Source organism: Binatus sp. (SeqCode), from assembly GCF_035272065.1.
Classification (GTDB): Bacteria; Desulfobacterota; Binatia; order Binatales; family Binataceae; genus Binatus.
The window spans coordinates 23375-37434 of sequence record NZ_DATEQZ010000058.1; the positions used below are offsets into that span (position 1 = coordinate 23375).

The window sequence follows — 14060 nt, forward strand, 5'->3', positions numbered from 1 at the left end:
ATGCGAATTTCTTCGTGCAAAGATTCCCTCGATGACATGCGACGCGTCACGCTCGCGCATCAAACTTGCGGCTCGTCAGATGTCGAGGTTGCGGACATTGAGCGCGTTCTCTTCGATGAACTGTCGCCGCGGCTCGACCACGTCGCCCATCAGCGTGCCGAAGATTTCTTCGGCTTCCTCGCGCGACGAAATCTGCACCCGCAACATCGCTCGCGTCTCCGGGTTCATCGTGGTCTCCCAGAGCTGCCCCGGATTCATCTCGCCCAACCCCTTGTAGCGCTGGATGTCGACGCCCTTTTGCCCGGCGGCGAGCACAGCCTCCGCTACTGCCTTGAGCGTATCGACCGTCGATTCGCCTTCGCCAATTCTCAGCTTGAACGGCGCCTTGATCGCGTCGAGCTCCGGGCCCAACCGGCGAATCTCGCGCAGCTCTCCGCTATGCAACAGCGTCAGGTCGACCACCGTCGGCGGCGTCGCGCCGTTTTTCGAATGGCTGAAGACAGCGCGCCAATGCGCTTCGCCGTCGGCCTCGAGCTTGTACACGAGGTTGTCGTTCTTCGAATCCTTGCGAATCGCCTCGGCCATCTGCTTGGCGGCTTTCTCGGATTCAAAATTCTCGTCGCCGATCGTTTTGTCGGCCGCCAGCTTGGCGAGCGTCGCGATGATCGAGCGTTCCTTCGAGCGGCGCTCGAGCGCCTCGAACATTTTTTCAAAGAACAATGCCTTGCGCACAACGGTCTTCAACGCGGCGCCCTTGAATTCGCGCGCGTCCTTGCCCTTGCCCGCTTCAAATGTCACCGCCTCGGCGCCGAGGTCGGTCAGGTAATCTTCGAGTGCCGTTTCGTCCTTGAGATAGCGCTCGGTCTTGCCCTTCTTGGCGCGGAACAGGGGCGGCTGCGCGACATAGAGATGGCCATTCTCGATAATCTCGATGAACTGGCGGAAAAAGAACGTCAGCAGCAGCGTGCGGATGTGCGAGCCGTCGACGTCCGCGTCGGTCATGATCACGATCGTGTGATAGCGCAGCTTGCTGAGGTCCTTGTCGTTGCCGATTCCCATCCCGAGCGCCGTGATCAGGATGCGCAGCTCCTGCGACGACAGCATCTTATCGATGCGCGCGCGCTCGACGTTCAGAATTTTTCCGCGCAGCGGCAGAATCGCCTGCGTCTTGCGATCGCGGCCCTCTTTCGCGGTACCGCCTGCCGATGCACCCTCGACCAGGTACAACTCGCTGAGCGCCGGGTCGCGCTCCTGGCAGTCCGCGAGCTTGCCCGGCAGCGAGCCCGAATCGAGCGCGCCCTTGCGCCGCACGAGCTCCTTGGCTTTGCGCGCGGCCTCGCGCGCGGTGGCAGCTTCGACCGCCCGCGCGACTATCTTCTTCGCGACCGGCGGTGTCTTTTCAAGGAACTCGCCGAGCTTCTCGTTCACGAGCCCCGATACGATTCCTTCGACTTCGGAGTTGCCGAGCTTGGTCTTGGTCTGGCCTTCGAACTGCGGCTCAGCGATCTTGATGCTGACGATCGCGGCGAGACCTTCGCGGGTGTCGTCACCTTCCAGCCGCATGTCTTTGTTTTTGAAGAGGCTGTTCTTGATCGCGTAATTGTTGATCGTCCGCGTCAGCGCACCCTTCAGCCCCGACAGATGCGTCCCGCCCTCGGCGGTGTGAATGTTGTTGGCGTAGGTGAAAATCACCTCGTGGATCGCGTCGGTCCATTGCAGCGCGACCTCGACGTCGACCCCCTCGCGCACGCCCTTGAAGAAAATCACGTCGTGAAGCGCTTCGTTGCTCTTGCTCAGCGTCGCGACGTACTCCGCGATTCCGCCCTCGTAGTGAAACTCTTCGGCCTTGTTGATTCGTTCGTCGCGCAGCCTGATTCGCAGGCCTGCGTTGAGGTACGCCATCTCGCGCAGGTAGCGCGCGATAATTTCGTACTTGAACTTTATCTCGGGAAATATCTTCGAGTCGGGCGTGAAGGTGGTCTTGGTGCCTTTGCTGTTGGTCTTGCCGCGCTCTTCGACTTTGGTTTTCGGAATGCCGCGCTCGTAGCGCTGAAAATAAATTTTGCCGTTCTTGTGAACTTCGACTTCGAACTCGTCGCTGAGCGCGTTGACGACCGATGCGCCCACGCCATGCAATCCCCCCGAGACTTTGTACGCGCTCTTTTCGAACTTGCCGCCGGCGTGGAGCACCGTATGCACGACTTCCAGCGCCGAGCGCTTTTCCGTCGGATGCATATCGACCGGGATTCCGCGGCCGTTGTCTTCGACCGAAATCCGATCGTCGCTCAAGATTACGACGTTGATTTCGGTGCAGTGACCGGCCAGCGCCTCATCAACCGAGTTGTCCACGATCTCGGTGACGAGATGATGCAATCCCCGCTCGGCGGTGTCGCCGATGTACATCCCGGGGCGTTTGCGAACTGCTTCGAGTCCTTCGAGAACCTTGATGGACTCGGCGCCGTAGCCGTCAGACGATTGTTTATTTGCCATAGAAAAGGACGAGCGATGAACTACCTTTCCCATCCCCACCGCCTGTCACAATTGTATTTGTCTAAGGCATTAAAGTAAAGGAAAAAGTAATGGCGCGATCAAGTAATCAAACAGTATTTGATGAGCGAGACTGTGGATAGAAAAGTAACCATTCAGTGGGCGTTTTCCGGGTTGTCTTCGCTCAGATTTGTCGGCGTTTTTGCAAAAGGATGCTGTGTCGGTAACAGAACGTCATTTTGCGAAATGAGATGCGCGCAGATCAGCCTGAAAAAGAGGTCCAAATCAGCCGAAAATCCTACTCGCAGGCGCGCTGGATTCCGTCGAAGAATTGCCACCACATGTCGAGCGAGCGCTCGACCGCGGCCCATACTTTCGCGCGTTCCACTTCGCTCATCGGCGCGTGACTTAGAATGTTGTCGCCGACGTCGCTGTGATCGCGATCGGCGATTTCATGCACGTCGAAAAACGCGACCTGCTCGCGCGAAAGTCCGTAATGCTTTTCGAGTGCGCGCGCGAACGGCGCGAAGTTGCCCGGCACCTGGCCCTCCGCCGCAAGATTGATTGCGCCGATCCCTTCGGCGAACGAGCGATCCTTGGTCGAGAGTTCGAACCAATCGATCAGCGCCGCCGTCGAGGGCAGCGCCTTGCCGTGAATCATGTCGTCGCGGCTAAGCCCGAGCCCGAGTCCGAGGCGGATGAACAATTCAGGATGCGGCGCGCTGCCGGAAATCTTGCCGGTCTCCTCTTCATACAGGCTCTCCGCGAGCTTCACGCGCTCCTCCGCGTTGAAGCATCGCGAATGCAGCGCGCTCAGCGCGCGAGGGAATTCACGCACCTGCAGAAAGAACTGGGTTGCGAATATACACAGCCCAGTTTGCGAGACTTTTCCGTCGGCGATTCGATGCCAAAACGGATGACGGCCGAAAGAGCGGCGCTCTTTAACCATCGCGAAAATCTCGCGCACGAAACCGTCATTCGCAGCCATGGCTAAACCTCATACCGCGAATGTACGAGAGCGCGCACCCAATGTGAAGCGAAGCGCGTCGCAAGAATCGTATGCGGGCCTGCGCGCCCCGCGCCTGCGGCAGGGGTGACCCCTGCACCCAATGAAAAGAAGAAAGAAGATACGGGACTTCGTCCCTTTTCGAACTATTTTAGTGAAGAAACGTCGGGGTCTGTCCGCGACTGTGGGCACGAGCTCGCTTCGCGTCCTCGCGGCCAGAACTTCCTAACAGTCGTCAGCCCGCATCTTTCCTTTTTCTGAATTACCGGGTGCAGGGGTCACCCCTGCCGAGGGTGCGGGGCGAGAAGCCCCGCGTCTTAATCCACGTGCCTTAGTTCCGCGAGCATCTCCTGCGGGCCGATGTACCCGACTTTGCGCTGCGCCACCCTGCCGGCGGAATCGATCAGCATCGTCGTCGGCACGCCCTGGATCTCGTATTTGGTCGTCAGCTCTTCAGTCTTCTTGTCCTGCGCGGTCAGATTCGCCTTCATCCGCACGAAGCGCTTGGCCTCGCTGACCACGGACGGATCGACGAAGGTCGAATGCTCCATTTCGCGGCATGGGATGCACCAGTCGGCGCTGAAATCGATCAGCACGGGCTTGCGCGCTTCGGTCGCCGACGCGAGCAGCTCGGAGTTGAACGGCTCGAAGCGAAGTTTCTCCGGCGCCTGTCGCGGATAGACCATGAATGCGAGCGCCGCCAACGCGACCACTCCCAAAGCCGATCTCAGCACCAGGAATGGACGCCAGCTTCGGCCTTCGCGCGAAATGAAGCCGAGATAAATTCCGACGCCGGCCGCGTAGTACGGCAGGATTCGCGTCATCAGGTTGTTCGGTACTACCGGATCGAGGAAGTAGAGCGCGAGTCCAACCAGTACGAACCCGAAAAGGTGCTCGATCCACGCCAGCCATTCGCCCGACCGCGGCAGGCGGCGGATATGCCCGGCCGCCATCGCGAGTCCGATGTACGGAACACCAAGGCCCAGCGCCAGCGTGAAGAACAGCGCGAACCCGAAAAGTGCGCTGCCGCTCCGCTCGACCATCAGCAGCAAGCCCAGCACGATCGGCCCGATGCATGGCGCCGCCACCACGCCCATCCCCAGGCCCATCAGCAACGCGCCTGCGTATCCGGGGTGCGCAGCGCCCGCACGCTGCAGCATCCACTGAGGCGGCTGCAGGACGAATAATCCGAAGCTCGACGCGGCGAGCGTCAGCAGCACCATCGACAGCGCGACGAGAACGAACGGATTCTGCATCGCGGCGCCGAACAAACCACCAGACATCGCGACCACCACTCCGACCGACGAGAACATCAGCGCGATTCCGAGCACGAAAACGATCGCCAGGTACATCACGCGGCGATGGCCGCCGCCCTGGTTGCCGAAGTACGCGATCGTCACACCGATTAGCGGATAGACGCAAGGCGTCAGATTCAGCGCGAGTCCGCCGAGAAATACCGCGAAAAAGCCGAGGAACCATCCATGATTAGCGAAGATGCGCGCGATCGCGCCGCCGGAATCATCTGCGCCACCGCCCAGGCCGCTGCGCGTCGCGCCGCCAGCAGCGATACCTTCGAGCGCACCCGCTGCCGCTCCTGGAGCAGCCAACGCGACCGTCGTGCTGACGGAGGCCGGCCGCAGGCATTCGTTGTTGTTGCAGCCCTGGTAGTCGATCGTAACCGTGAGCGCCTCGCCCGGCTTCGGTGCGAAGTCGGCAGCCGCCTTGAGCGGCACTTCAAACTTGATATCGCCGCCGAACACCGAGATCTTGCCGCCGCCCGCCGCGACGTCGAGCGTCATCGTTTCCGCCGCCGGATACTTTATTGCGCCCGGCTTCACGCTGATCGGGCCGCTGATCTCGAGCTTGGTTGGGATGTAATCTTCGCTGAGCGGCTTGTCCGAGTTGATATGCCATTCCGGAATCACAGTCGCATCGACTTTGAGCGTGCTCGACCCACCGGCCCTTAGCGGAGGATCGATCGTGGCGGAGGTGATTTTTACGAGTTCATCCGCCTTGATTGCATGCGCTGGCGGCGCCGCGATCAAAGACACGGCGAGAAAAACTCCCGCCAGTAGCGTGCTGTGCAAAAGCGCTCGGAAAGTTCCTGTCAGCATTTTCCTGGAAAAAGAACCACGCGAGCAGTGCCGCGGTTCCTGAGCAGTGTACATCTATTTGGCGGCGGCGCTGTGCTTGCCGTTGGTCGAAAGCGGAACCGAGCCGACGATCTCCAATCCATAACCCGGCAGATTCGCCAGCCGCGGCGTCGCGTCCGACATGATAATCATTTTGCGCACACCAACGTCGCGCAGAATCTGCGCGCCGATTCCGTAATCGCGGAAATCCGCCTCCGGCGTGTTGGCCCGCGTGGTAGCGCGGCGCGCCGGCCGACCGCTGTCGAAATCCGACGCCAGCGCGTTCGACTCGCGCTTGAGATACAACAGCACGCCTTCGCCCGCCGCTGAAATTCGTTCCATCGCGGAGCGCAGCAGGTTGCGCGTGTTGCGCACCGAGTAGCCGAACACATCGCCGGGCAGGTATTCGCGATGCGCCCGCACGAGGATCGGCTTTTTTGGATCGACCTTGCCCATCACCAGCACCAGGTGCTCGGTGTAATCGACCAGGTTGCGATAGACGAGCGCACTGAACTCGCCGAACGCGGTCGGCAGCTTCGCCTCCGCGATCCGCTGCACCATCGTCTCGTTGCGCAGCCGGTACTCGATGATGTCCGCGACCGTGACTATCTTCAGCCCGTGCACCTTCGCGAACTCGACCAGGTCGTCGCGCCGCGCCATCGTGCCGTCTTCCTTCAGAATCTCGCAGATGACGCCCGCCGGCTTGAGTCCCGCCAGCCGCGCGAGATCGACCGCGCCTTCGGTCTGCCCGGTGCGCACCAGCACGCCGCCGTCACGTGCGCGCAGCGGATAGACGTAGCCGGGCGTGATGAACTCGGCGCCGCTGGCGTCCTCGCGCACCGCCTGTAGAATCGTGGTCGAGCGATCCTGCGCCGAGATTCCCGAGCCCGACGCACGCCGCGCGGTGATCGCCGTGGTGAACGCGGTGCCGAGCGGCGCCTGGTTGTCGCCAATCATCATGCTGAGTCCGAGCCGATCGATTCGCTCCGCCGACATCGGCAGGCAAATCAGCCCGCGCCCGAACCTGGCCATGAAGTTGACGGCTTCGGGGGTGGCCTTCTCGGCCGCCATGCACAGGTCGCCCTCGTTCTCGCGCTGCTCGTCATCCATCAGGATGATCATGTGGCCGCGGCGCGTTTCCTCGAGCGCTTCCTCGATCGAAATGAACGGCGCGCGCGCTTTCTTGCGGGGGTTTATCTCACCAAACATTTGCGGCTCTCGCTAAACTCTTACTCAACTATATACCGCCAGCCAAGCACACTTGAACGCCCGCGGGATGCTATCTTGGGCGGCGTGGCGGTGGAAATTACGACGGCGGTCCTGCTGGCGGCGGGGCGCGGCAAACGCCTGGGCGACCTGACGGCGGACACGCCGAAACCAATGCTCGACATCGCCGGCGCGCCGCTGATTTCGCACATCGCCGACGTGCTCGCGGGCACCGGCGCCGGGCTCACGCATTTCATCGTCGTGACGGGCTACCTGTCCGAGCAAATCGAAAGATGGGCGAAAACCTATCAGGCCGAAAATTCGGGAATCGAAATCACCACCGTCAGACAGCCGGAACTGAACGGAACCGGCGGCGCGATGCTCGCGGCCAGGGCGCATCTTGCCGGCCATCCGCGCTTTATCTTCGGATGGGGCGATATTCTGATGGATCGCGCGAACTATCCGCGCTTCATCCATCACGCGCGGATCGACGAGTACGATTTGATGCTTGCGGTGAATCGCGTCAGGGATCCGTTTCGCGGCGCAGCCGTTTACGTGGACGCGCACATGATGGTCGAACGGCTCGACGAAAAACCAGCGCCGGGAACCGCGAAGACCGAATGGAACAACGTGGGACTTTTCGCTACCGGCCAAACAATTTTCGACTATCTCGCGCGGCTTACGCCGTCCGCGCGCGGCGAACTCGAAATCCCGGGCGCTATCGCGCAAATGATTGCCGACGGCCGCGTCGTGCGCGCGGTTGACATGCGCGGGTTCTGGAGCGACGTCGGCACGCGGTCAGAGCTCGAAGCGGCGCGCGCGTGGTTCAAGCCAAAGAGGAAGCAGCGATGAGTCCGCCCGACGGATGGGACGCCGACGAGCTTGCGCGCGCCAAACGGCTCGCCGCCCGAGTCCGCGCCGGGGACGATCGCGCCAGTGGTGCCGCGCAAATCTTTGCGGCCCGCGCGCCGGGACGCGTCAATTTGATCGGCGAGCACACGGACTACAGCGGCCTGCCCGTGCTGCCGGTCGCGATCGATCGATCCACAATCGTCGCCGCCGCCGCCAACGCGGCAGGCGAAATCGAGGTGGCGAACGCCGACCCCGCGTGGTCGTCCCGCCGTTTCGCAATCGAACGGCGGATCCCGCCATACCAAACCGGCGATTGGGCGAACTACGTGAAGGCCGCAATCCAGGGTGTGATCGATCGCTTCTCCGCGCGCAGCAACTGGCGCGGCGCGTCGATGGTCGTCGATGGTCGCGTGCCGCCGGCGGCCGGGCTGTCGTCGTCTGCCGCGCTCACCGTCTCGACCGCGATGGCGTTTATGGCGCTCAACGAACTTGAACTCGAGCCGCTCGAAACGGCGACGATGGTTGCGCGCAGCGAATGGTACGTCGGCACGCGCGCGGGTGGAATGGATCAGGCGGCGTCGATTCTTGGCCGTCGCGATCACGCACTGTTCATCGAGTTCGACCCGCTGCGCGTGCGCGCGGTGAAGATGCCGGCGAACGCGGTTCTCGTGGTGGCAGACAGCCGGGAAATCGCGGACAAGTCGGGAACGGTGCGCGCGGAATACAATCGGCGCGTCGTCGAGTGCACGTTGGCGGCGCGGATTCTCGGGCGCGCGCTCAAGCTCGACGGCGTTACGATCCTTGGCGACGTGGTTCGCGCGCAGCCGGGGTGGAACGCAGCGGACCTCGTCGAGAAACTTGCGGCGGCAGCACCCGCGCGGCTCGACGCAGCTCTGAAAGAGGCGGCAAACCTCTTGGGAGTCTCGCAGTCGGAACTCGATGCGGAGTTGCTTGGCGAGGGATCGAATCGAATCGCGCTGGATACGAAGCGTCCGCTGGAAATCCTGAAACGTGCGCGGCACGTCCTGAGCGAGACCGAGCGGGTGATTCACGCGGCGGAGGTGCTCGAGGCGGGGCGCCTCGATGAAATGGGAAAGCTCATGAACGCGTCGCATCAGAGTCTCGCAAATGACTTCGAATGCAGCACGCAGCGACTCGACGGAATCGTGGAATACGCGCGGCGCGGCGGCGCCCTCGGCGCACGGCTGACGGGTGCGGGCTTCGGCGGCTCGATCGTCGCGCTGTGCGACGTAGCGGACGCGGACGCGGTGATTGAATCGATTGATCGGGGCTACTACGCGAAGCTGTACCCGGGCGCGGCGCCGGAAAATTGGCGAGCCGTGTTGCACGCGGGCGCGGGCGCGAGCGTTATCGATTTACGCGCTAACGCTTGATGCGCAGGATGCGCGCCTAGTGCGGCGGTAGATCGATCGTATCGAAGACTTGAGTTTTCTCTTCGACGGCGAGATCGAGCGCCGCAATTGCGCCGGCGCCCAGCTTCAAGTCGGAGGTTTGCATGCTTGCGCGAGAGTCGCCGCGGTTCAGGAGCATCGCAATCGCGCCTCCGCCGTCGGCGTTCTCAGTGATCAAGCCGCGGATGTCGCCGGTAGTCATCAGATCGAGCGCGAGGACCGGTTCGCGCGCCGCGTTGGAATCGATCTCCTCGGCAATTTGCGCGACCGCGCGAAATAGTTTTCCGGCCTCGGCGTCGAGCAGGCTCATATCATCGGAAATCAGCAGCATCCCGCCGCTGGCGACTATCGTTGCGGCCAGCGCGGCGCGTTCGTCGGCGGTGAGGCGGGTTTTGCGTGCCCGCAGCATCAGGCAGTCGGGGTCGTTCAGCCACAAACGCCGATGCATGAAGCTGCGCGCGATGATCGCATCGAGCGCGTAGACCGTGGACGGGTCGCCGGCTCCGGAAGCGGTCGAGCCCCAGAACGGAGACACGTCGGGACCGATGCGCATCCCGTCCACGACGCCGATCGCCTGGCCAAGCGGGCAGCCGCATCCGAGGATGAACGCGTCGTCGCCGGCGCCGGCGCGAATCGCCTCGAGGCCGAGGCGCAAGGTTTCGCCGCGCGTGAGACTCGGGTCGTGACGCCGGCCGGGCGCTGCGGCGGCGTAAAGAAAATCGAGTTTCAAATACGAGTAGCCGAAGTCGCGGGTGAGTTTCGCGAATAGATTTCGCAGGTGCGCGCGAAACGCGGGGTTGCTGGGGTCGAGCGCGTACGCGAACTTGTCATCGCTCGCGGTCCAGTTCGGGTTGTGGCCGGCGCGAACCGGCTCGCCGGTCTCGGCGTGCATGATGAACCAGTCTTGATGATCGATCATCAGGCGCGAGTCGCGCGCGGCGAGAAACGGCGCCGTCCAGATGCCCGCTTGAAATCCTGCGGCGCGAATTTCTGCTGCGATTTTTTTGAGGCCGCGCGGAAATTTGACGTTGGTCGTGTCCCAATCACCGAGCGCTGACTGAAAGCCGTCGTCGAGCTGAATCACGTCGAGTGGAAACTCGGAGCGCATCGCCTCGAGCGACTTGATGTTGGCGCGCAGCGCATCCTCGGTGATCGCGTGAAAGTAGTGGTACCAGGAGCACCATCCGCGCTGAAACGGCGCGCTCACCCGCGCGTTCATCCATCGGCCGGTTGCGTCGGCCCATCGCGCGGCCATCCGCGCAGGTGACTCATCGGCGGCGGCGATGAACAGGGGATCGACTTCACGATGCACGCCCGGCGCGAGTGTTACATCGTCGAGGATAGCGCGCGCGAGTATTTTTTCAGGGCGGGCGATGGTGAGTGTCGAGAGCGAAGTGGCGGCTCCAATGAATCCAGCCAGGATCAGCTCCGCGACATTATTGCTTTCCACGATTGTGAATAGCTCGGAGGTCTGCGCCTCCGGAAATTCAGGCGGACGAGTGGTTTCGCTCTGATGATTGACGCGCGTGATGAAGTGGGCGGTGTCGCGCGGATGAGTTTGCGACGCGGATACGTCGTGGCCGCCCGACGCGCTCCATGACTGGTAGCCGTGCTTGAAGAATCGCGCGGGTGCGGTCGGCGCGAAGCCGGTCGCGACCTCGAAGAGTGCGGATGTCAGTCGAACCGCGTCGTCGCCGCGATTGGCGACGGCGGCGCGGACGATCGTGCCGCCGAGCGCGTGTTCGAGACGCGCTGAGATGGCGACGCCGTCGCGGACCGCGCTCGATTCGCGCCCGGCAGTGGGCGCATCGAGAGCGAGCGCGCGCGGTTGGCCGGCGGCGTCGATGTAGCGGAGCTCGATCCGCGATAGGAGAGTCTCAGTCACGGGTGAAGGGTTGCAAAGAGACGGCATCGCGGCAAGGCACTCGATTGATTAAATCGGCTCTGGCAAAGTGGGGGAGTTCACCTGGTCGCGGAGCGAAAAGTCATCGATACGGTGCCGGAGATAGAAGCCGCTGAGGCTGACGAGGCGGGCGGGGACGTTCCCGCGCAGGATAGCTGGAGCGGACGGCTGACGGCGTTCCGCGCGCTGCGGCATCGGAATTTCAGGCTCTTCTTCGTCGGTCAGCTAATCTCGCTGATCGGCACCTGGATGCAGTCGGTCGCACAGGCGTGGCTGGTGCTGAAGCTCACCAACTCATCGCTGATGCTGGGCGTAGTGGCCTTCGCGAGTTACATGCCGATCGTGCTGGTCGCGTTGTTCGCCGGCGTGGTGGTCGATCACGTCGATCGGCGACGCTTGATAATCGGCGCGCAAACACTATTGATGCTAAGCGCGTTCGTGCTCGGAGGATTGACGTGGGTCGGCGCGGTACGCGTGGAATACGTGATCGCGCTCGCTGCTCTCAACGGACTCGTGAGCTCGTTCGACATGCCAGGACGGCAGGCGTTCGTGGTCGAGATGGTCGGGCGTGAAGACCTGCCGAATGCGATCGCGATGAACTCGATGATCTTCAACGGCGCGCGCATGATCGGGCCGGCGATCGCGGGCCTTTCGATCGCGGCAATTGGAGTCGCCGGCTGCTTCATGCTCAACGGTGTCAGCTATCTCGCCGTTATCTGGAGCCTGTTCCAGATGGAACTGCCGCGACGCGAGCGACGCGAATTCGGCGCCACGATGATGCGGCAAGTGCGGCTCGGGCTGGCCTACGTCTGGCGTCATCGCCCGACCCTTTGGCTGATGGTGCTGGTCGCGATCAACATGGGAATCGGAATGCAGTACTCCGTGCTGATTCCCGTGTTCGCGCGCGACCTGCTGCACGTCGGGGCGCACGGTTACGGCTTCCTGATGGCGGCCCAGGGGCTGGGGGCGGTCGCGAGCGCAATCGTGATGAATATCCGCTCGACGGCTCCCAAAGCGCTCCGGCAGAATCTGGTGTTCGGAATATTTTGCATGGCGATAGCGACCGCGTGCTTCGGCGTGTCGAGTTGGATGTGGCTCTCGCTGCTCGCCCAGATGTTCATCGGCGTCGGCCTGATGAATCACATGGTGACGACCAACACCCTCCTGCAGATGTTCGTCAGCGACGATCTCCGCGGGCGCGTGATGAGTATCTACACGTTGTCATTCATTGGCACAGCGCCGCTTGGCAGCCTGGCGGTCGGCTTCATCGGGGAGCATTTCAGTCCGCGTGCGGCGGTGATGTTCTGCGCGGCGTTCTCACTGCTGTGTGGATTTATTTTGTTGACGAAGCTGAAGTTGATCGCGCGGGCGCAGGCGGAGATAGAGCAGGCCACGTAATTGAATGTGAAGCGTCGTTCCGCCTCTGTGTCATTCAGAGCGAAGCGAAGAATCCCGGATACTTCCTTGCCTCGCCCGTTGTCGAGAGAGGCCGACGCGAGACCTTCAGCGGCCGGTGAGGGACGAGAGTCTCCGTGATTCCGAAATGTGCGGCGCATCAGGTTGCGCCGGGGCAGCGCTGTCTTTGATAATCATCTCGCCATGGCAAAGCATTCGAGAAAACGTTCTGAGGCAGAGGACGATAAGCGCGCGGAGCTGATTCGCGCACTTGCGCCGATCGATGAGTGCATCAAGGCTGCGGAGGCGAATCCGGCGCTTGCGGGATTCAGCCGGAGCTATCTCAAAGTCGTGGTGCAGCGGGCGCAGGCGGAATTGCGCGCTGCGATTCTTTCGGGGCGCGACACGCATCCGCGCGATCGCGACGCGATGATCGATGCTGTTGTGCACGCCGTCGCGCGGGCCGTTGCTGCCGATGAGCCGGCGCTTCGGCCGGTCATCAACGCTACCGGGGTTGTGCTGCATACGAATCTTGGGCGCGCGATTTTGGCGGAATCGGCGATCGAGGCAGTCGAGATGGCGGCGCGTTCTGCCGTCAACCTGGAATACGATCTTGAGACCGGCGGGCGCGGCGACCGCGACACGATCGTCGAGGATGAGATTTGCGCGCTGACTGGCGCCGAGGCGGCGACCGTCGTCAACAACAATGCCGCCGCTGTTGTGCTTGCGCTCAACTCGCTGGCCGAGAGGCGTGAAGTGATCGTGTCGCGCGGCGAGATGATCGAGATTGGCGGATCTTTTCGATTGCCCGACGTGATGGCGAAAAGCGGCGCGATTCTGCGGGAGGTCGGGACGACCAATCGGACCCATCCGGGAGACTACGCGGATGCCGTCGGCCCTGACACCGCACTCCTGCTGAAAGTGCATCCGTCGAACTACCGCGTGGTCGGCTTCACCAGCGAAGTGACGCTGGAAGACCTGGTCGAAATCGGGCGCGTGCGCGGAATCGACGTGATGGAGGACCTCGGCGCGGGCGCGCTGATCGATCTCACGGAGTTCGGGATTCCGCGCGAGCCGATCGTGCGCGAGCGAATCGCGGCGGGCGCCGCGGTCGTCACGTTCTCAGGGGATAAACTGCTCGGCGGTCCGCAGGCCGGCGTGATCGTGGGGCGGCGCACGGCGATCGATCGAATCAAGCGCAATCCAGTGAAGCGTGCGCTCCGATGCGACAAGATGACGCTTGCGGCGCTCGCGGCGACGCTGCGGCTGTATCTTCGCTCGCGCGACCTGGGCTCGGAGCTGCCGACGCTTCGAATCCTGGGACGTAGTGTGAGTGAAATTAACGCAATCGCGCCGCGTGCACGGGAGATTGTCGCGGAGCGGCTCAGCGGCGGCTACATCGTCGAGATTGTCGATGCGGCTTCGCAGGTCGGCTCGGGCGCGATGCCGGTCGAGCAACTGAAGTCGGTCGCGCTGCGCGTGACCCATCCGGAGAAATCGGCCAACGCGATCGCGGCGATGTTTCGGCGCGCGCGAATTATCGGGCGGGTGGCCAACGATTCTTTCCATCTCGATTTGCGCACGATCGAGGATCCGGCGGTCTTCGCGGTAAGGCTGGAAACTGACTAGCAGTATTGTTAAACGTCGCGCGCAGGAGCGTAGAACGC

The 14060-nt window shown here is 62.6% G+C and carries 9 protein-coding genes; 4 read left to right on the plus strand and 5 right to left on the minus strand.

Annotation, left to right across the window (positions count from 1 at the left end; genetic code table 11):
* Window positions 1-75 precede the first annotated feature (75 nt).
* The 4 genes from gyrB to ribB form a co-directional block, all read right to left on the minus strand.
* Window positions 76-2490 carry a DNA topoisomerase (ATP-hydrolyzing) subunit B gene (gyrB, locus tag VJX68_RS11135; RefSeq protein WP_324095763.1) on the minus strand — a complete coding sequence of 805 codons (2415 nt, stop codon included), beginning with the start codon at window positions 2488-2490 and terminating at the stop codon, window positions 76-78.
* Window positions 2491-2785: 295 nt separating this feature from the next.
* Complete coding sequence (locus VJX68_RS11140) at window positions 2786-3475, minus strand: iron-containing redox enzyme family protein (protein ID WP_324095764.1); 690 nt, start codon at window positions 3473-3475, stop codon at window positions 2786-2788.
* A 335-nt stretch (window positions 3476-3810) separates the two neighbouring features.
* Window positions 3811-5580 carry a protein-disulfide reductase DsbD family protein gene (locus tag VJX68_RS11145; RefSeq protein WP_324095765.1) on the minus strand — a complete coding sequence of 590 codons (1770 nt, stop codon included), beginning with the start codon at window positions 5578-5580 and terminating at the stop codon, window positions 3811-3813.
* 81 nt (window positions 5581-5661) lie between these two features.
* Window positions 5662-6834: a 3,4-dihydroxy-2-butanone-4-phosphate synthase gene (gene ribB / locus VJX68_RS11150; protein WP_324095766.1), complete on the minus strand. Its 1173-nt coding sequence runs from the start codon at window positions 6832-6834 to the stop codon at window positions 5662-5664.
* A gap of 90 nt (window positions 6835-6924) precedes the next feature.
* On the opposite strand from ribB, the gene VJX68_RS11155 reads away from it, so the two are divergent.
* Both VJX68_RS11155 and galK read left to right on the plus strand, forming a co-directional pair.
* Window positions 6925-7683, plus strand: a complete 759-nt coding sequence (locus VJX68_RS11155; RefSeq protein WP_324095767.1) for a nucleotidyltransferase family protein — start codon at window positions 6925-6927, stop codon at window positions 7681-7683.
* Window positions 7680-9077 carry a galactokinase gene (gene galK / locus VJX68_RS11160; RefSeq protein ID WP_324095768.1) on the plus strand — a complete coding sequence of 466 codons (1398 nt, stop codon included), beginning with the start codon at window positions 7680-7682 and terminating at the stop codon, window positions 9075-9077. The genes VJX68_RS11155 and galK overlap by 4 nt, the downstream gene beginning before the upstream one ends.
* A 16-nt stretch (window positions 9078-9093) precedes the next feature.
* Here galK and VJX68_RS11165 read toward each other — a convergent pair whose 3' ends face one another.
* Window positions 9094-10980, minus strand: a complete 1887-nt coding sequence (locus tag VJX68_RS11165; protein ID WP_324095769.1) for a glycoside hydrolase family 36 protein — start codon at window positions 10978-10980, stop codon at window positions 9094-9096.
* Window positions 10981-11091: 111 nt separating this feature from the next.
* Between VJX68_RS11165 and VJX68_RS11170 the strand changes: the two genes are divergently transcribed.
* Complete coding sequence (locus tag VJX68_RS11170; RefSeq protein ID WP_324095770.1) at window positions 11092-12396, plus strand: MFS transporter; 1305 nt, start codon at window positions 11092-11094, stop codon at window positions 12394-12396.
* 201 nt (window positions 12397-12597) lie between these two features.
* Complete coding sequence (gene selA / locus VJX68_RS11175; RefSeq protein WP_324095771.1) at window positions 12598-14022, plus strand: L-seryl-tRNA(Sec) selenium transferase; 1425 nt, start codon at window positions 12598-12600, stop codon at window positions 14020-14022.
* Window positions 14023-14060 lie beyond the last annotated feature (38 nt).